The organism is Chryseobacterium fluminis, from assembly GCF_026314945.1.
Lineage (GTDB): Bacteria > Bacteroidota > Bacteroidia > Flavobacteriales > Weeksellaceae > Chryseobacterium > Chryseobacterium fluminis.
In genome coordinates this window covers 35,037-54,173 of sequence record NZ_CP111121.1, presented here as the reverse complement: position 1 = coordinate 54,173, position 19,137 = coordinate 35,037, and the positions used below count along the sequence as shown (strand labels likewise).

The 19,137-nt window shown below is 39.1% G+C and carries 18 protein-coding genes; 7 read left to right on the top strand and 11 right to left on the bottom strand.

The features are described 5' to 3' along the window. Positions 1-14: 14 nt before the first annotated feature. The 7 genes from ODZ84_RS00240 to ODZ84_RS00210 all read right to left on the bottom strand — a co-directional run bounded on the left by ODZ84_RS00240 (position 15) and on the right by ODZ84_RS00210 (position 5,741). Positions 15-2,522 carry a TraG family conjugative transposon ATPase gene (locus ODZ84_RS00240; protein ID WP_266174961.1) on the bottom strand — a complete coding sequence of 836 codons (2,508 nt, stop codon included), beginning with the start codon at positions 2,520-2,522 and terminating at the stop codon, positions 15-17. Then, on the bottom strand, positions 2,519-2,851 hold the full coding sequence (locus ODZ84_RS00235) for a DUF4133 domain-containing protein (protein WP_266174960.1): 333 nt from the start codon (positions 2,849-2,851) through the stop codon (positions 2,519-2,521). Before ODZ84_RS00235 ends, ODZ84_RS00240 begins: the two co-directional genes overlap by 4 nt. A gap of 10 nt (positions 2,852-2,861) precedes the next feature. After that, the gene (locus ODZ84_RS00230) at positions 2,862-3,167 is read right to left on the bottom strand and encodes a DUF4134 domain-containing protein (RefSeq protein ID WP_266174959.1); all 306 of its coding nucleotides are present in this window, start codon (positions 3,165-3,167) and stop codon (positions 2,862-2,864) included. A 190-nt stretch (positions 3,168-3,357) separates the two neighbouring features. Continuing rightward, positions 3,358-3,885, bottom strand: coding sequence for a hypothetical protein (locus ODZ84_RS00225; RefSeq protein ID WP_266174958.1), 528 nt, complete (start codon positions 3,883-3,885; stop codon positions 3,358-3,360). A gap of 57 nt (positions 3,886-3,942) precedes the next feature. Continuing rightward, positions 3,943-4,563 (bottom strand): hypothetical protein, encoded by a 621-nt coding sequence (locus tag ODZ84_RS00220; protein ID WP_266174956.1) that lies wholly within the window; start codon positions 4,561-4,563, stop codon positions 3,943-3,945. Between the two features lie 10 nt (positions 4,564-4,573). Next, entirely contained in the window at positions 4,574-4,969 is a 396-nt protein-coding gene (locus ODZ84_RS00215) for a DUF3408 domain-containing protein (protein ID WP_266174955.1), read from the bottom strand. Further along, positions 4,959-5,741, bottom strand: a complete 783-nt coding sequence (locus ODZ84_RS00210; protein ID WP_266174954.1) for a ParA family protein — start codon at positions 5,739-5,741, stop codon at positions 4,959-4,961. Before ODZ84_RS00210 ends, ODZ84_RS00215 begins: the two co-directional genes overlap by 11 nt. A gap of 623 nt (positions 5,742-6,364) precedes the next feature. On the opposite strand from ODZ84_RS00210, the gene mobA reads away from it, so the two are divergent. The 3 genes from mobA (at position 6,365) to mobC (ending at position 10,147) form a co-directional block, all read left to right on the top strand. After that, complete coding sequence (gene mobA / locus ODZ84_RS00205; RefSeq protein ID WP_266174952.1) at positions 6,365-6,805, top strand: conjugal transfer protein MobA; 441 nt, start codon at positions 6,365-6,367, stop codon at positions 6,803-6,805. Beyond that, positions 6,795-8,039, top strand: a complete 1,245-nt coding sequence (gene mobB / locus ODZ84_RS00200) for a conjugal transfer protein MobB (protein ID WP_266174950.1) — start codon at positions 6,795-6,797, stop codon at positions 8,037-8,039. Before mobA ends, mobB begins: the two co-directional genes overlap by 11 nt. Before the next feature lie 107 nt (positions 8,040-8,146). Continuing rightward, entirely contained in the window at positions 8,147-10,147 is a 2,001-nt protein-coding gene (gene mobC / locus ODZ84_RS00195; protein ID WP_266174949.1) for a conjugal transfer protein MobC, read from the top strand. A 32-nt stretch (positions 10,148-10,179) separates the two neighbouring features. On the opposite strand, the gene ODZ84_RS00190 is transcribed toward mobC, so the two are convergent. Further along, positions 10,180-11,025 (bottom strand): RteC domain-containing protein, encoded by an 846-nt coding sequence (locus ODZ84_RS00190; protein ID WP_266174947.1) that lies wholly within the window; start codon positions 11,023-11,025, stop codon positions 10,180-10,182. Positions 11,026-11,071: 46 nt separating this feature from the next. Next, positions 11,072-12,778 carry a helix-turn-helix domain-containing protein gene (locus ODZ84_RS00185; RefSeq protein ID WP_266174945.1) on the bottom strand — a complete coding sequence of 569 codons (1,707 nt, stop codon included), beginning with the start codon at positions 12,776-12,778 and terminating at the stop codon, positions 11,072-11,074. Between the two features lie 275 nt (positions 12,779-13,053). On the opposite strand from ODZ84_RS00185, the gene ODZ84_RS00180 reads away from it, so the two are divergent. Genes ODZ84_RS00180 through ODZ84_RS00165 form a run of 4 tightly spaced genes read left to right on the top strand, consistent with a single transcriptional unit; the run spans position 13,054 to position 15,274 of the window. Continuing rightward, on the top strand, positions 13,054-13,275 hold the full coding sequence (locus ODZ84_RS00180; protein ID WP_266174942.1) for a hypothetical protein: 222 nt from the start codon (positions 13,054-13,056) through the stop codon (positions 13,273-13,275). A 10-nt stretch (positions 13,276-13,285) separates the two neighbouring features. Beyond that, complete coding sequence (locus ODZ84_RS00175; RefSeq protein WP_266174941.1) at positions 13,286-13,453, top strand: hypothetical protein; 168 nt, start codon at positions 13,286-13,288, stop codon at positions 13,451-13,453. Positions 13,454-13,471: 18 nt separating this feature from the next. Then, positions 13,472-14,953: a MauE/DoxX family redox-associated membrane protein gene (locus tag ODZ84_RS00170; protein ID WP_266174938.1), complete on the top strand. Its 1,482-nt coding sequence runs from the start codon at positions 13,472-13,474 to the stop codon at positions 14,951-14,953. Between the two features lie 45 nt (positions 14,954-14,998). Then, a complete protein-coding gene (locus tag ODZ84_RS00165) occupies positions 14,999-15,274 on the top strand; it encodes a DUF6520 family protein (protein ID WP_266174935.1) in 276 nt (91 codons plus the stop codon). A 35-nt stretch (positions 15,275-15,309) separates the two neighbouring features. Here ODZ84_RS00165 and ODZ84_RS00160 read toward each other — a convergent pair whose 3' ends face one another. Then, positions 15,310-17,739: an alpha/beta hydrolase family protein gene (locus ODZ84_RS00160; protein WP_266174933.1), complete on the bottom strand. Its 2,430-nt coding sequence runs from the start codon at positions 17,737-17,739 to the stop codon at positions 15,310-15,312. After that, on the bottom strand, positions 17,739-19,127 hold the full coding sequence (locus ODZ84_RS00155) for a RagB/SusD family nutrient uptake outer membrane protein (RefSeq protein WP_266174931.1): 1,389 nt from the start codon (positions 19,125-19,127) through the stop codon (positions 17,739-17,741). The genes ODZ84_RS00160 and ODZ84_RS00155 overlap by 1 nt, the downstream gene beginning before the upstream one ends. Between the last annotated feature and the right edge of the window lie 10 nt (positions 19,128-19,137).

Genomic DNA, 19,137 nt, shown 5'->3' with positions numbered 1-19,137 from the left:
AATGATTGGATTAATTAATTTTCTTTGTTCGATTTGATTCTCTTGAGAGAGATCCTCTTGATGGCATGTTCCACATTGCCGTCAAGTTCAGAGGCCAGATTCATCACCTCCATCTTTTCGGTTTCCTCGGTCGTGTAGGCCAGGTATTCTTCGGTGGAAACCTCCGTCGCATAGACTGCAGAGTGCGTTCCGCCCAGTCCGATCCAGACTTCCTTATAAAGCCTCCTCGGATCATTGTTCATATTGATCGACAGCACCTGCGACTTTTCTTTATCAGTCAACCCCAGCATTGCCTGGATGTCGTCGAACTTGTTCATGTACTTGCGCTGGTCGAGCAGGATCTTGCAGTCGGAGTTGTTGATGATGCTCTCCTTTACAATAGGAGACTGGATAATGTCATCAACTTCCTGGGTCACCACGATGGCTTCCCCGAAGAATTTCCTGACGGTCTTGAAAAGATATTTGATATATTCTGCCATTCCCTCCTTGGCAATGGCTTTCCATGCTTCTTCGATGAGGATCAGTTTTCTGATCCCCTTAAGTCTTCGCATTTTATTGATGAAGACTTCCATAATGATAATGGTCACAATAGGAAACAGAATTTTATGATCTTTAATAGCGTCGATCTCAAACACAATGAATCGTTTGGACAACAAGTCAAGCTGCTTTTCTGAATTGAGCAGGTAATCATATTCCCCTCCTCTGTAATACGGTTCCAGCACATTGAGAAAGTTGGCAATATCAAAGTCCTTTTCTCTGACTTTTTTCAGTTCAAGCACTTTCTGATAATCATCTTTTACATAATCATAAAAGCCATTGAAAGAAGGATGCTGATCATCGAACTTAATCTTTTCTAGGTATCCGCTGACGGCATTGGACAATGCTACCTCTTCTGAACGGGTTGGTGGTTCGTCATCTCTTTTCCAAAGTGTCAGAATCAAGGTTTTAATACTCTCCCTCTTTTCAATGTCAAAAATGCCATCATCGGTATAGAATGGATTGAAAGCAATGGGATTGTCCTCACTATAGGTGAAATATACCCCGTCTGCTCCTTTGGTTTTTCCCTTAATCAGCTCACACAAACCTTGGTAGGAATTGCCGGTATCAACCAGAAGCACGTGCGCACCCTGTTCGTAATACTGCCGTACCATATGGTTGGTAAAAAAAGATTTTCCGCTTCCTGAAGGTCCGAGGATGAACTTATTTCTGTTCGTAATAACTCCCTGTTTCATCGGCAGATCAGAAATATCCAAATGAACCGGCTTTCCGGTCAGGCGGTCCGCCATCTTGATTCCAAATGGTGAGGGCGAATTCTGGTAGTTGGTTTCTTCTATGAAAAAACATAAAGCAGGTTCTATAAACGTGTAGAAGCTTTCTTCACTTGGGAAATCTGCTGCATTACCAGGAATCCCAGCCCAGTATAGAGTGGCCGTATCCGTTGTGTTATGCCGGGGCTTGCATTCCATCAAAGCCAAAGCACTGCCGGTATCATTTTTCAGTTGTTTGAGTTCAGAGGGATTGTCCGACCACGACATCACATTGAAATGGGCGCGGATGGATTGAAGACCGTATGAATGGGCTTCATTCAAATACTTTTCTATCCATTCCTTATTAATCTGGTTTGCCCTGCTATACCTTGCCAGCGAGTGCATGTTTCTGGCGGACTTTTCGAATTTGCTCAGATTCTCATCGCTGTTGTCTATAAACAGATATTGATTGTAAATATGATTGCAGCTCAACAGAAGTCCTACCGGCGAGGCAAATGATAACAGACAGTCACTCCGGTCGGTGCTTAGCTTTTCATAGCGACTGTGTGATGAGACAGTACCGGGCAGATCATCTGTATCGGATAAAGTATGCATACTGATCCTATTGTTTCCGATACGCATTTCTTCGGAACCAAGTTTGATGTCCTGTAATGAAGGATGGGGTTCCCGTGATAAGGTGAGATACTGTTCCAGTAGTCCTGACCTTTCAGAGGTTCCGGATATTTCATCTTCAGTCATCCTTTCGAGATGAATATAGCCGCTGTCATTCATAATTCTTTCGAACTGATCCACCGCTTCAAGAAACCGACTGATGACTTCTTTATCCTTAATCTCCTTTGGAATCAGCTTACCTTTACATAATGATGAAAAGTGGCTCTGCATCCGCATTCTCTCTTTACTGGTCTTTGTAATGAACAGATAACAGTAGTGGTTTAAGAAAGGTCTCTCGTTGAAATGCCTTTCAAAAGATTTTGACAGAAAACTCTGATCTCCTTTGGAAAGATCAGGACTGTAGTTTTCTTTGATAAACCAGTCTTGTTTGTGTACGACCGTAAAATCTGGCAGGGTCTTGATGGCCTTAAACCAGGCTGAATGCATCGCTTCATACTCTGCGGAAGCAATGGTAAACAGCTCAGGGAGTCTTACTTTAAAGCAAACCGTAACATCTGCATCCTTTGAAATGATACAATCATTTTCAATCGCAAGCAATGGAAATTTACTTTCCAGCGTTGCGGCTTTGGAGGAATTTCTCATACATCTGCACTTTTACGATTGGTTTTCAGATAGCGGTAGATGCATTTGCGGCTGATGATATATTTGGGGTGCTTCTTACGAGCTCCTAATTTCATCAGGCCATGCTCGCCGTATTTTCCATTCAATCTGAACGTCTGCCAGATGAGAATTCCACTGCTGGACCCGCCGAGAATCAGGCACAGATACGTACTAATCCCAGCCATGTACATGATCATCACGCAGATCAGTACTGCTAGTAAGCCACCTGAAAAAATAAAAAGGTACTGTGCTTTAAGTCCTTTAAATTCTACCGTCCTTCCTATTCCTTTGTTGATATGATAGGTGTTCATAGGCATCATTTTAAAGAAAGAATGATCGAAGGATCGTTGCTGCCACGATCAGAAAGATACACGCACCAAACCAGCTGGCAGCAGTTTTGCTGGTGTCGGGATCACCACTGCTGAACTTATTGTAGACCTTGACCCCACCGATCAGTCCGACGACCGCCCCGATGGCATAGATGAGCTGCGTAGCCGGTTCAAAATAAGAGGTGACCATCTGGGTGGCTTCATTGATTCCGGCTGTACCATTACCTTGTGAAAAAGCATACGGTACAATCAAGATTGCCGATAACACGCACAATAGTTTTTTTCTCTGTTTTTCCATTTTGTAAATATTTTTTTTATGAGAACTGCGCTCTGCAGAACCCAGAAGCAAATGTGCTTTGGAAAAACTGTCTTATAGAGAAATGTCTATGGAGGGAAGTGCTTGGCTTTGAAAGACACTTAAGTAAGATTTAGACATAAAAAAACGTCAGACTTTTAGAGTTTGACGTTAAGCAGCATTGTAATGTATTTTACATTTTCCTTCCTTTGGATTTATGATTTTCCTTCTTTTTTGTATGACCTCCGACGACCTCTCCTGACTTTAAATTACTCTGAATTAAATCCTTAAGAAAAGTTTTTTCCCAAGGAATTTGTTTAGCTTTAAACTCCATCTTAAAACCACTCTTTGATAATCCCTGGGTCAGTTCAAATCCATGATGTCTATTCCATCCAATTCTGTCAAGCTTATTTTCAATAGGAAACTGTACAGCAATTAAATCTTCAGGAAATTCCTTGATCTTACTGAAGTCGATTTCCTGAAATTGGTGTGTCTTAGGATTATAGGGTATCAGATAACTATTCTTCTCTTGATTATAGTAATTCTGTATATCCGAAAAAATGATGCCTTTTGATAAAAAATCATCTTTAGGTCTTAGCCTATCCATTCGGATATCCACAAAAAATGTGTGTCCTGCAATTATGATAGTGGGAAGCTGTCCTTTGTTAACACGTAAATCATAATAAACTTGTATATTGATTTTTCTTTCAGTTGAATCCATAGTATCGTATCTTTTTATTATCCACTTTCCGTAGTTCTTATAAAAACAAAGGGAAGTTTAAATAAACTCCCCAATGTCGAAACCTTCCGAAGAAATACTTCGTTTAGAAGAAATGATCTGGTCATCGTTCGAAATGCTCTGGTTTAATAAGCTGGCAATTCTCTTTGTAGCATCTCCTAATGAGTTCTCTAAAAGGTCAAAAAGCTCGGTTCCTTGAATTTTTTGAATAATATCGACTGCTTGCTTTTCTAAGTCAGGCTCCAGATCTTTCTGCTGAAGCAGCTGACCCGCAGTACTCAATTCCTGAAAGGTAACCCCTGTAGCAAACCCGCTTTCAGTAGTAAAGTCCTCGTATTTCCAATCTTCTTCTTCCGGGCCCCACTCATCATTTCTGACTAAAATATCATCGATGTTTTTCTGTACAACCACATTCCCAGGTATTTCCTCCTTGGTTTCTGAATTAAAATTATCCTTTATCAATACGTAAGATTTATCTTGTCCTTTGTCGGTACCGATTGGCAAAGCCTGACCTACTTTGTGCTTCGTTCTTCCCATAATAGATGGTAGTTTTTTCTCTGTATTATTGTGATTCTTTCTTTGGACATCTATTGAAAATTTTCTCTCCAGCAGAATCAGAATGATGATGATTAACAAACCGATTATGATTATTTGTTCCATTAAAATAGTATTAAAAAATTGGACGGTATTTATTATTAAAATCATCAGTAATTTCTTTTTCAAACACTTCAAAATGATTTGCAAGAATATTATCCAGGTATGCATACAAAGGAATCTGGTCGTCAGCAATGATTTGAATAATTCTTGAAAGCCGTTCGTGATATTCCTGCCGGATATAAATACTCTTGTCTCCCCGTTTCGTCATCCTATGATGAGTAAGAAATTGCTCAACATAGCTGATACCCGAGCTTTTCCTACTTTTCACCTGGGATTTTGTTACTTCTTTTTCCTTTTGAGACACTGTATTTTGAATCGGAGGTTTTTTTTTCGGATTTCCCGCCATAATAGACATCAGATATTGCTCATCAATACCATTTTCCTCATTGTTCTTTTTTTCATTTTCCATACTGCTGTAATTTGACAATTTTCAGAAATTCTTCAACAAATCTATCCAGCCTACATTGAGCTAACAACTTAGGATCGGCCGGCAGTAATGTAGATCGGAAAACCGTTTTTGCGGTCGATTCTCCTTCTTTCCGAAACCTTTTACTGTCCGTAATGGTTGTTTCCATAAGCTGCAGTCCTAAATCTGAAATCACTTTATTGTAATTCTTATACAATATTGTCCTTTCCCTTCCATCCACCTGATTCCAGAATAAATGTATGCCTCGAATTCCTGTTTGATTTTCTTTCATTATGACATTGGTCAGCACATCGGTAAAACTTAACGTACTTTCAAGAACGACGCGATCAGCAGTAATGGGAGAAAAAATGTAATTAACATATGTGAGTGTTTTTAAAATTCCAGCAGTATTAACCGTTCCGGGTAAATCTAAAAAGATAACATCAGGGGTTACCTCGGATTCATTTATATAAGTTCCCATCTCTCCTAAGACCTGTTCAGTCTTACTCTGAAAAATGGAATACGCTTTTTTATTGATGCTTGTAAATTGTTTGTGAGCCATCTTTTTCAAAATCTCATTCTGCATCACCATTTTTAAATCACGCTCTCTCATCTGTAATAAAGTGTACTGTGGAAAATCACAGTCAAAAACAGCAACCTGATAGCCCATTCGATAGTGAAGAATACTTGCCATAAGAGTTGTAAAAGTGCTTTTTCCCACTCCTCCTTTTTGAGTTGAAAATGCAATAATTGTGGGTTCTTTTTTTGTTTTCATATTTTTTGAATTTCTGTTAACATCCATTGAAAAAGTGAAGGATTGCAGGTCTTCAATCAGCACTGACTTCCGACCGGCTGCGAGTCCCGCATTACTACTAGCCTGAACTCCTGATCTCTGTATCGACTTCTATCAGTATTGACTGAATACCACCCGTCTTGTAATCCTGATAAGTTGACTTGCTGATGCCTATCTCTCAAAATTGTTATCCTGCACGCTTGAATTCTTGAACGCTGGATTTCAAGAATTCCAGAATCATATCCCCTCTGCAGTTTGTCAGTCCCGCATGCAATCAAATACAAATGAAAAACATTTCTGTTTCGTGACTTTCCTTAAGGTAATCTTTGGCCACCAATGTCCTGTTTTGGCCCCGTCAGATCTGCTGTATCTCTACATCATAGTGGCTTACTTTGTCCCATGAGACTGAGGAATCTTTTGAAATGGTAATGTTTTAATATTATCCTGTATTAATCTATTCTCGTAAAGACATTTCCTTTCACCCGAAAGGGGCAAGTTATGTTTTGAGTGCCTCATAACTTTTTTCGTGCCTCAAAACAACTTGCCCTGGATGGGCTTTAAAAACCACTCCGAAGTCGTGATTTTCTTACTATTAATTAAATGTTATGAATGAAAACAAAAACAATAAAGGCGGTCGTAAACCTAAACTGAATCCCAGTAAAAACAGATATGTATTTCGACTGACGGACGAAGAAAACACTAAATTTTTAAAATTATTTGAAGCTTCAGGATTGAATAACAAGGCAAAATTCATTACCTCAATATTGTTTCAGAAAGAATTAAAAGTTGTACAAGTGGATGTGTCGACGATGGATTACCATACTCAACTCACAAAATTCTTCTACCAGTTTCAGGCGATCGGAAACAATTATAATCAGATCATAAAAATTCTGTATCGAAATTTCACCGATAAAAAAGCTTCTTTTTATCTCTTTAAACTGGAAAGTCAAACCAGTAAACTGGCATCAATCTGTAAGCAGGTCATAGATTTAACAAAAAAGTTTGAACAAGAGCACATTCAAAAAAATACTGAAAATGATCGCTAAAATAGGAAAAGGTAATAACCTTTGGGGTGCCCTTACGTACAATCAAACGAAAGTTGACAATCAAAATGGAACAGTACTCCTCACAAACAAAATTCCAGACCTGTGGGATCGACCTTATACTGCCAAATTTTTCCATCAGTATTTTGAACCCTATTTGATTGCCAACAGCAAAACTGAAAAACCTTCAAGGCATATATCACTTAATCCTAATCCGGATGACAAGATTGATGATGATGACTATCGTAGAATAGCTCGGCAGTATATGCAGGAAATGGGTTACGCCAATCAACCCTATGTCGTTTTTAAACATACCGATATAGACAGGACACATATTCACATTGTGACTACCTGTGTTCAGCTCAACGGCAAGAAAATATCCGACAGCTATGACCACCCCCGTTCAATGGAAGTTTGTAGAAGACTAGAAAAACAATTTAACTTAAAAGTTGCCAATGAAAATAAAAGTATAAAGCAGAAGTTAACTTTTAAGCCCGTTGATTATGCTAAGGGAGATATTAAATCGCAGCTATCATCAATACTGAGACGTATGCCTCAAAACTACAGTTTTCAGAGTATTGGAGCTTATAATGCTTTACTTTCTCAATTCAATATAACGTTTGAAGAGGTCAGTGGAGAACTGCGCGGAAAAAAGAGAACAGGAATAGTCTACTTTGCAACCGATGAAAATGGTAAAAAAATAAGCCATCCTTTTAAATCATCCCTTTTTGGCAAGCATGCGGGAATCGAAAATATTCGGTCCATAATTGAAAAATCAAAAAGGACAATCAAAAATGATCCTTCAAAATTGACTTTAAAAAGAACTATAGAGATCGCAGTGAGCACCAGTAACTCTGAATCTTCTTTTAAAGAGCAGTTGATTGAACAGGGAATTGCAACGGTTATCAGAAAAAATGAACAGGGAAGAATTTACGGCATCACATTTATAGACTATCATTCAAAATCAGTTTGGAACGGCTCACAATTAAGCAAGGAGCTATCTGCAAATGCATTCAATGAACTATGGGATGAAATGAAGCCTCAAAGTACAGCCAACAGCCATCATAACGATGATTTATCGAAAGAAAAATCTGAGGAACATTACTTATCTGAAGATACACAGCAGATATTTGACGGATTCTTTGGCGGCTTATTATTTTCAGATATAGATTATCAGGAGGAGCAGATTTTCGAATCCCAAATGAAAAAAAGACAGCGAAAAAGAAGAAAGAACTAATTGATCTATCAACTCATCAAGTCAAAGTCCGCCAATTGATACCCCTAACTCAAAATGATTACCTGTGGTAGTCTTAACCTCTATTTATGCACGTAAAAAAATAGGATATGCAAGGAGAAGATGACTTAAGAGGGCTCGCCAAAATTATGGCATTTATGAGAGCGGTCAGCATAATTTTAGTACTGATGCATCTTTATTGGTTTTGTTACGGCTTTTTTGCAGAACATCAGTGGACTCTACAACTCATTAATAAGATACTGCATAATTTTAACAGGACAGCAGGACTGTTTTCCCATCCTATTTATACTAAGCTTTTTGCCACTGTCTTGTTAGGTCTGAGCTGTTTGGGTACAAAGGGGGTAAAGAATGAAAAGATAACGTGGAAAAAAATACTCATTGCTTCTTCTATAGGTTTCGTACTGTTTTTTTTGAACGTAATTCTTTTACAGTTAACCACCAGTCTTTCTGCCATACTTAACATTTTATCCACCGGTGCAGGATACATACTTTTAATGCAGGCGGGAGTGTGGATGAGTCGCTTACTGAAAACGAATTTAATGACCGATGTTTTTAATAGCGAAAATGAAAGTTTCTGGCAGGAAACCAAATTACTATACAATGAATATTCGGTAAATCTTCCCACCAGGTTTTATTATCAGGGGAACTGGCACCAGGGATGGATCAATGTGGTTAATCCTTTTCGTGCCACGATCGTTTTAGGAACCCCAGGCTCGGGAAAATCATATGCTGTGATAAACAATTATATCAGGCAGCATATCGAAAAAGGATTTTCGATGTACATCTACGATTTTAAATTCGATGATTTATCAACCATTGCTTACAACCATCTGCTAAATCACTCCAAAGGTTACGCTGTAAAGCCTAAATTCTATATCATCAACTTTGATGATCCCAGAAAAAGCCATCGATGCAATCCCTTAAATCCAGATTTTATGACAGATATAGCGGATGCTTATGAGGCGGCGTACACCATAATGCTGAATCTCAATAGAAGCTGGATACAAAAACAAGGCGACTTCTTTGTTGAAAGCCCTATAATCCTTCTAGCTTCTATCATCTGGTTTCTGAAAATTTACCAGAATGGAAAATACTGCACATTCCCCCATGCTATCGAACTATTAAACAAAAAATATGAAGATGTCTTTACAATCCTCACCTCTTATTCCGAATTGGAGAATTATCTCTCTCCATTTATGGATGCCTGGCAGGGAGGTGCTCAGGATCAACTGCAGGGACAAATTGCTTCGGCAAAGATCCCCCTCTCAAGAATGATCTCACCTCAACTCTACTGGGTCATGACAGGAGATGACTTTTCATTAGATATTAATAATCCAGATGAACCTAAGATTTTATGTGTCGGCAACAATCCGGATCGTCAAAACATCTACTCTGCTGCTCTTGGACTTTACAATTCCAGAATTGTGAAACTTATCAATAAAAAAGGACAGTTAAAAAGTTCAATTATTATTGACGAACTACCAACCATCTACTTCAGAGGTTTGGATAACCTTATTGCCACCGCTCGTAGCAACAAAGTATCCGTTTGTCTGGGATTTCAGGATTTTTCTCAGTTGACCAGAGATTACGGAGATAAAGAAAGTAAAGTAATACAGAATACGGTCGGCAATATATTCAGTGGACAGGTGGTTGGTGAAACGGCTAAAGCGCTGTCTGAAAGATTCGGAAAGGTTCTACAAAAAAGACAGAGCATTTCAATCAATAGAAATGATACCTCTACTTCGATTTCAACACAGCTGGACAGCCTGATTCCGGCCTCTAAGATCTCCACTTTGACTCAGGGATTCTTCGTTGGTGCAGTCTCCGATAATTTCGATGAAAGAATTGAACAGAAAATATTCCACTCGGAAATTGTGGTGGATAGCGCAAAACTTTCAGCAGAGGAAAAATCCTATCAAAAAATACCGGATATCGTATCTTTTATCGATGTATATGGAGTCGACCATATGAAACAGGAAATCGAAAATAATTACCGTCAGGTTAAAACGGATATTTTAAATATAATTCAAGAAGAAATGGATAGAATTTCAGCTGATCCTAATTTGCAGTATCTTATCGATAAAAAATGAAAAAACCTCAACTAACTTGAGGTTTGACTATTTTATTCACCTTCCGTATTTATAAAATACTGATTGAGGTTTTCGCTGACTAAATTCAGAAACTTGGTCGGACCTTGTTTTCTGTTTCGAATTTCAAATAGGGTCTTGTGAAAATTACCTAAATCCGTGTCTAACGACTTTTCAACAAATCTCACAACCTCACTCAGTTCGATATTTCCGCCATTGAAACAGCGCATTTGGTGTAACGCATACACAAGCTCGATCAGACCCACTTTTGATGCTGACCATACCAAAGGTGATAATTTTTTAACATTTCCGTTTTCATCTAAATCATCAAGCTGCTTTCTGAGAAATTTGTCCATCTGCTGGCTCGCTACGAAACGTGCGATCATATGATCGTGTGAAGTCGTAAAGCTGCTGTCAAAATTGTAGAAGCCAAATGATAGTTTCATTTTCAGATCATAGGAGTTCCTAACAAATATTTTATGGTCGAGATACGTGGCTTCACGCCTGTAGTAACTGTAAAATTCAGATTGTTCAGAATAGAAATTCTTGAGCTTTTCCTGCTCGGCCTCGTAATACTTTTTTACGGCTTTATTTCCCGCATTGGGTTTATGTGATTCCAGTTCCAAAATACTCGAATAGTAGATGAACTTTGAAATGAACTGCGGTTTTATCTTTTTAAAGAATAGAATCTCTTCAGCTACTGTATCGAATTGATGACTGACAATCATATCTTTTACTTTCCTGATCGCAGCATCCACCAGCAGCAGAGATTTTTCTGCCACCTTTATCAGGTCTTCATCATCGTGATATACGTCATTGATCTTTAACTCCAGATCATCATGCACTTGGGCAATTTTTCTAAAAATCGTTCTTGTTACCATGTCCTTTTTTCAGAAAATTACAAAAATTAGTATATTTTTCAGATGGCTAGGTCAATCCCAATTCCTGTTTTCGCTGCTTGATATAATCTGCCGGTCGTATACCGTTGATCTCAAAAAATAACTTTGAGAAATTTTGTCTTGCAGCAATTCCACACTCATCTGCCAAGGCTTCTATCCGATAGTGCAGGTATTTATTATCGGTATTGAGCATATGGGTAATATAATTGATCCTGAGTTCTGCCAAATACTTGTTGAAATTCATTCCCTTATTTTCATTTATATATACCGAAAGGTAATGTGAATTGGTATGAAGTTGGTTGGCCATGCCTTTTTGCGTAAGGCCTTTCTTTCTGAACTGCAGTTCTTTTTCAAACTTTGCAAGTTTGTTCCTGATCTCCAGGGTCATTTCTGGTGTTAAGGACGTCTTTCTCGTTGACTCCTCAGGGACCTCCTCCTCTACCCTCATCTCTATCTCGCTATCATGACGTTCAGAAATTTTTTTTTGTAGGAGATCATACTGCCTTTTGACTTTGCGGTCTTTAAAAAAGCGTATTACAAAAAAGCCCAGCACAATACTGCCGGAAATAATGAGGATCTTGGCAGTTCTGATTTTTCTTTTGCTGATTTTCTCTATATGTTCCTTCTCTTCCACTAAAGTGTTTCGGTCATAATCTCTGTGCAGCTTCGAGGAAAGATAGGGGTAATCCTTTGATATCAGGCTTTCAGCTTTGAGTAACTGATTGGTGTAATACAGTTGTTTATTCAGATCATTTTCCTGATAGTATTGTATAAGATAATAGTAGCTGTTATACACTTCCGGAAGTATAATCTGATGCTGGGCGAATATGGTGTCGATCTGACTGTAGTAATGGAGCGCATTCACCTGGTCGTCTTGTGCTTCTGAAATCTTGCCGAGATAATAATAAACCACCGATGCCCAGGCAAGGTCATTTCTGTTCAAGATTAGCGGAAGAGCACCTTCAAGATCTTTTTCGGCATTGCTATAATCTTTCTTATTGAATTTTGAAATGCCCATGCATTTCAGGAAATACCCCTTTTCAAGCTGGAAATCCTCATCTTTTGACGAGAGCTGAAATCCCAGACGGCTTAGACTGTCACTTTTTGAAAAGTTTCTAAGATACCTGTTAATAATAGTCATTTGGTGAAGACTGTTAAGATAGGCTTTCTTATAATTGAATTGCTCATTGTCGTGGAGTTTCTTTTTTAAATTCGCTCCGTAGAACGCGGCACAATCCTTAAAATGACCAAGGGCCTCGTCGTAATAGCCAAGATGCTCTTTAACGACTCCCAAGTGGTAGATAACTTTGTAATGCAGATACTGGTCCTTGGATCTCTTCGAATATTGATATGCTTTCAGATACTGATCTAAAGCAAGTTTGTATTTTTTCTGATAAAAATAGTAGATGATGCCTTTACTCAGATGGTCCTTGCTGATGTCATCATGGCTTCCGTATTTCAGACTTACCGCCAGGGCGCTATCGGCATATTGTATTTTATGCTCAAGATCGAACTGCCGCCCATCCCTATATCCCTGAATTAATCTGGAATATCTACCCTCATGTTTTGCCTTGTCTATATATAATCTGACATAAGGCATTGCGTCTTGGTCATCAATGGTCATTTTTTCGTAGTTTTTTCTGATTTCACTGAAAGTCATTTCTTTTTTTCGCTGTCCAAACAGAAGATGTGAAAATGCAGAGAATACAACGAGAAAGTACTTAAACTTTTTCATATCATGATTATTAGAACCTCACCCTATCAAAATTAAACATTTTACATTAAAAAAAGGGCAATATAAAGGGTTAGGAACCCTTTATAGCGGGGAAATGTATCAAAGAAGCATCTGGAAGGCTTCCACCACATTTTTAAATGTCTCAATTTTAAAATAGAGACGGATCTATTTTAAAATCGCACCAGTAAACGGTTTTTTTCCAGCTTTCAAGCCTATACCTTTGACTTCAGAATTCTAATTTAATCCGGCCGGGATAACCCCCAAAAATTATTAAAATGAAAAAGTATATCCCAATTTTCAGTATAACAGTTTCCTCATTTTTAATGCAAAACTGTACCCGCCAATACCAAGACCTTAACGCAGATGACTTTCCATCCGAAACGGTAAACACAGCCTTTATGATGCGGGGTGATTCTGCGAAGACCCCAAAGGATATTGTCCATCGTGATCCACCTGTAAGAGACGGTGATAATTGGCGCACTATGCCAGATAAATAAGAATAACCTTATGATTCCCCAAACCTCCATATCAGTTGTGACAGGCAAACCATGTCCGGAAAGCGGCATCTGGGAAAGTTTGGGGAATTTTAAAACAACCATAACCCTATTCAAAGGGGAGCCTATGCCTGATTATTGTGGGATGAAGATTAAATGGAAACTCATCATCGCCTGTTAAAATGTACAAATTTGTGCCATGAAAAAGAAGCAATCTCTACTCATCGATGTGATATTGTACTTTTTTGTAATCCTGTTTCTCTATGCAAGCGTCAGTAAGATGCTTGACTTTGAAAACTTTCAGGTACAGATTTCGCAATCACCGCTATTAAGTTCATATGCGGGTAGTATATCTTTTCTAGTCATCATCGTAGAGTTGATTATTGCTGCTCTGCTCATTACTCCGAAGTTCAGGAATTTTGGTTTGTATGGTTCTTTGAGTATGATGACAGCGTTCACCATGTACATCTACCTGATTCTGGAATACAGTGAATTTGTACCCTGTTCGTGCGGCGGTATCCTGGAGAATATGAGTTGGAGAACCCATCTTATTTTTAACGCCTGCTGCGTACTGATCTTATTGGTTGCGATCGTTTTGTCCGAGGCATGTGAAATACCGCGAAAGAAGTACTATATGCTATTGGTTCCTGTTGTCATCCTACTTAGTTCGCTGTCCATATTTTTACTGTATGTAAGATCTGAACATCAGTTAAGAAAGAACAACAATTTTACAAGACGTTATATCCCCCACGCAATAGAAGGTGAGAAAAGGTTAAACATCAATTACAATTCTTTCTATTTTGCGGGTCAGGACAGAGAGAATGTCTATCTTGGAAATACGACTGCTCCTTTAAACCTTACGGTGGTAAAAAAGGATCTCAGTAGTTTTTCAAAGTTCAGAATTCCTTTAGATCCAAAGTCTCATCAGTTTAAAAGCCTAAGGGTGGTAGTTAACCCATCGGTCTATTATATTTACGATGGTACCGTACCAGTTATCTATAAAGGAAACTTGGAACAGGAAGATTCGTTACAAACGGTCAGTTCCAATCAAATGTATTTTGATCAGCTGAACATCATATCAGAGAATTCTTTCCTTTTCAGATCCGAGAGTTCAACCTATAAAACTTTTGTGATCGGAACATATCAGGATCATAAAATACATCTTAACTATGACATTTTAAAAACACAAAATCCGGGGTATATCGAGAATGACGGCCTGCTGATCTCTGATTCTGATAAAAAGAATTTGATCTACCTGTATTATTACAAAAACGAATTCGTGGTACTAAACAGTATAACCGATCAGCACAGCAAATTTAAACTGATCAGCTTTAATAAAGGACAAAAAACACAAATGGTTAAGCTTCCGGACGGCTCCCATAAAATAAAAAATGCAATGCAGCAGAGTGCAAAAAGTGCAACTGTTGCCGGTAATCACCTTTTCGTCAATTCAAACGCCAAAGCGACTCATGACGGTATTATGCAATGGAATAAAGCAAGCATTATTGATCTATATAAGATTGACCAACAGTATTATGCAGGAAGCTTTCTGGTGCCTGATAGCGTAGGCGAAAAAGTTAAGGAGATGCTTGTCGATGGTGAATTCATCTATATTTTGATAGGAAATGAGATTGTCAAATATCATTTTGCGCAACCGATAATTGAACAGTTTCGCAGGTAAAGCCGAAAACCTGAATTAATTGTAGGCACATCAATACTCATTATTATGAAAAATCTTAAAACCATCATGATTCCCGTAGCCGTTTTAGTATTCGGCGTAGGAAGTGCTTTTGCAACAAATAAAGCAAAAACAGAAAAAAAAGCAGAGATTGCTTATTACTTCGATGCATCAGCACCCAATGAGAAATGTATCCTGGTAGGAGAAGTTGACTGCAACCCGACCAGTGGACCCATCTGCACAGAGTTAGTGGACGGATCTCCACGCGTAATGCAGCAGTTCCTGAGTGATACGGAATGTGGGGTAACACTTCACAGGAATTAAAAAGGAAGGATGCCTCGCGGCATCCTTTTTTATGATCACTTTATCCAATCAGGTTTTTGCTCACCTTTCAGGTAGTATCCAAACCACTGTAGTACTTTCTGATGAAGATCTTTGGCAGCCCCTTTGGAAGAAAAGGTATGCCCCTCTTCAGGATAAGCCAGCAAGGTCGCCTCTTTTTTGTTCCTTTTAAGTCCAATAAAAAACTCCATGACCTGGCCCCATTCGATGTTCTTGTCTTTTTTTCCCGTCCATAACAGTACCGGTCCTGCTACCTTTTCAGCGTAATGGATCGGGTTATTTTTAAAATAAAGTTCCTTGTCCTTCACAAACGGGATACCCATCTCATATTGACCGTTCTCGAACTGCCAGTAAAAAGGGCTCATGAATTCTTCATTCATCGAATAATAAGATGTGATGATATCACTATTGCCCGCACCGGACACATACGTAGCAAAGCGATTGGAATGCGTTGCAATAAAATTGGTGATATACCCACCGTGTGAATGTCCCGTCAACGCTAGTTTTTCAAAGTTGATTGATGGGTTCCCAGCTAATGTATTGATTGACCTGTTGACACAATCCAATGCTGAAATCCCTGTGCCCCTTTGGTCAAAAACAATATCAGGCATGTAGACAAAATAACCCTTTTCAATGAGTGTCCTGATATTAAATCCCGTATCTGTATCACGCTCCATAAACAAAGGGTATTGATTAATTTTATCACTTTGTACCTGATACACATGGACCACCATCGGGTAGGTTTTGCCGGTCTCAAAATCCAGAGGATAATACAGGATCCCGCTGAGAGAAATTCCTTGTGTATTTTGATAATGAACGGTTTCAACTTTAATTTTAGATTGTGCTTTATCGCTACGATTGGACCGGTAGATCACTTTTTTATTAGATAATCTACTGACGTTAATAATCTGCTTCGGAAGGTTATAATTTTCCTCTATTAATAGATAACCCCTCTCAGAATTATCCGTTTTTTGAGAGACTAGCCTTGATGGGGTCCGGTCTATCAATCTATAGTATTTTCTACCTTTCTTTTCAAATACTAATCTTGTGAAATTCTGCTCGTCCCTTATTTCAAATCTGTACTTATTCTCGTTAAGCATCCTGCAATAGAATGACAGTTCAAAGGGGTAATTTGCAAAATTGGAATCGTACATAAAATCCATGATTTTATAACTGCCTTTCTGCGTGTTGAATTTTTTGCCGAGCTTGCTGCCTTTTATATCATATTCCCAGATCCCGCCGGAGCCTTCGAAGTAGATCTTATGGGTCTCTGTAAAATAAGAATTCGAAAACCCGGCATCAGCAATATTCACAGCATACAGTGAGTTGACATCCACCACTTTCCAGTTTTTGCCTTTTTTGTAGATCAGATAATTTCCGTCAGGAGAATAGTTAACGTTGGAATCTATCGTATCAATATAATCATAACTGCCGCTTTTCAGATCATAACGGTAAACTTCCGCAGGCGCCTTTCTTAAGGTATAGTCCTGGAGCCCAGAACCAAATGCCAAAAGATAGGAAGTATTATTGATATCAACTATTCTGTCTTTATCTTCAGTCCCCAACCGATCCAGAGTACGTCCCTGGGGTGACCACAGGAATTTTTCAGTCACGGATCTTTTGAATCGAGCAATAATTTGATGATCGTTCGTGTTCCAGATTTCCGGAGCATCTGCCGGAATTTTATCTATCATTTTTTCTATGTTGACGATCACCTTTCCATCATTTCTTTGATAAGCCGTTGCAGAAGAAAAATTTTTGGATTGTAGCTCAGAAAATCGGTATTCTTTATTCGTGGGAACATCGTAGTAAACTATATCTTGTGATTGCTTATCCTTCTCAAAGATTAATAAGGCTTTCTTTGGTAAAATAAGGAGATTGGAAGCTTGCTGACCAGACGAATAAAGCTGTCTTGGTTTGGCTTTATCCCATTGCAGAAGCGTATACTTTTTATCTTTCAAGACCTGATAATACAGCTGTCCCTCCCGATAAAATACTTTTTCAATCCCGTTAAGTGTATCGATGATTCTTTTCTTTTGCAGATCATACAGTATCATCTGGTCCGAATGATGCAATGCCAAGATATGATCCTTGGTAATGACTTCAAATGATTGACAGTTGGGCAAAAGCGCTGTACGATTGTGGGTACAGTCAAACACCTCTGTTCTGTCTCGGTATTTAAGGATTAATTGATCCTTACTCCATTTGTGGCCTAACACCTTCGTCCTGCTGTATTGAATATCCGGGTTTTTACGGTTAACAATAACCAGGCTGTCAGTATTATCGTCATATATCTTTAAAATGGCCAGCCACTCACCATTTCCGGAAGTGCTTTTCAACTGTACATCATAGGCCTTATATTTTGTTACAGGCAGCAGATCGTTATTATTTTGTGCACAGGCCAGATGACCCATGCACATTAATATTACTATGATAATCCCTTTCATCAGTATCCCGGGTTTTGTGGGTTGAGGTTTGGATTGATGACCAGCTCTTTCTCCGGGATGGGGAGGGCACTGTGAAAGCTTTTCCAGCTCGGCTTGGAAGCAGCGATGAGGTCAAGTCTTTTCATTCGTTTGAGGTCATAAAAGCGGTGTCCCATTTCGGCAAAGAATTCATGCCTGAACTCTTCCATTATTTTAAGGAGCATGCTTTCCTTTGAAAGACCGGCCGGCAACGGTGCCAGTCCTGCCCTCTGCCTTAGTTTGTCAACCAAGGCCTTGGCCTCCTGAACCCTGTTTTGATTCGTCAGACTTTCCGCATACAAAAGGTACACTTCCTCGATCCGAAATACCACCGAATTCTCCGTGGCATTGGAATTAACGGGATTCCTGTATTTCATCGGGCGGTAATAGGTTTTCTGATTGATAACGGTGGAAAGGACCCAGGTCTGTTTCCTTAGATCACCGGCTTCAAAAGACTGTACCAAAGCCTCTGAAAGGGCAAAAGTTGTCGGCAGGCTGGTGGTAAAATTAAAGAGCAGGAATTCTTTTGTCGCATCGGTGCTGTTGGCCGGTCTTAACTGCCACAGAATATGTTTGCCGGTCTTGTTGAAAACTTTGTTAAGATCGTTTTCCCACCCATAGAGCGGAGATTGCAGTATTCGGGAAAACACATTTTCCGCTTCGCTCCACTTTTCAGTTACCAGAAGAACCTTTCCCAGTAAAAGTTCGGCAACCTTCCTATTGATGTAAATTCTTTCCTGATTGACGTATGAGTCGCTTATTCCGTCCAGAACAGATCTGAGATCATTTTCCAGAATCGCCATCAACTGAGCCTTTGATTGCTTTGTCAGCTGGCTGTTGTAAAGGTAATCCGTTGTATCGGTATAGGGAATATCATTAAAGATCATCGACAGGTTGTAGTAGAGCAGACAGCGAAGTACCGTGGCCTCCCCGATCAGCCGGTCTTTATTAGGCTGGGAAATAGAAGTGGACTCCCTGACACCTTTAATAATAGAATTGGCATAATAGATGTGCTTATAGGCTTTTGACCATAAGTTATATGCAATGGTATTGCTCGGGATCTGCACGTTATTGTACAGATCGATAAGGCCGTTCTGAATATAGGGCGCATAACAATCAAGATCATCCGTGTAGGCGCCGAGTATCGCGGCGGAACCGGTGACATCTCCCGAGATCATCGACGAGCTCCACAGCTCAGCATACAATCCCGCTAAGGCCGCATTGGCCGATGATACATCTGAAAAAACCTCGGTGGTTCCGATCTGGTTATAGGGCAGATCCGTGTCGATAAACTTTTCACAGGAAACTGCGCTGAGCATCATCAATGCAGTAGTCAGACATTTGATTCTATTGGTGATTATATTTTTCATTTTTTTTGCT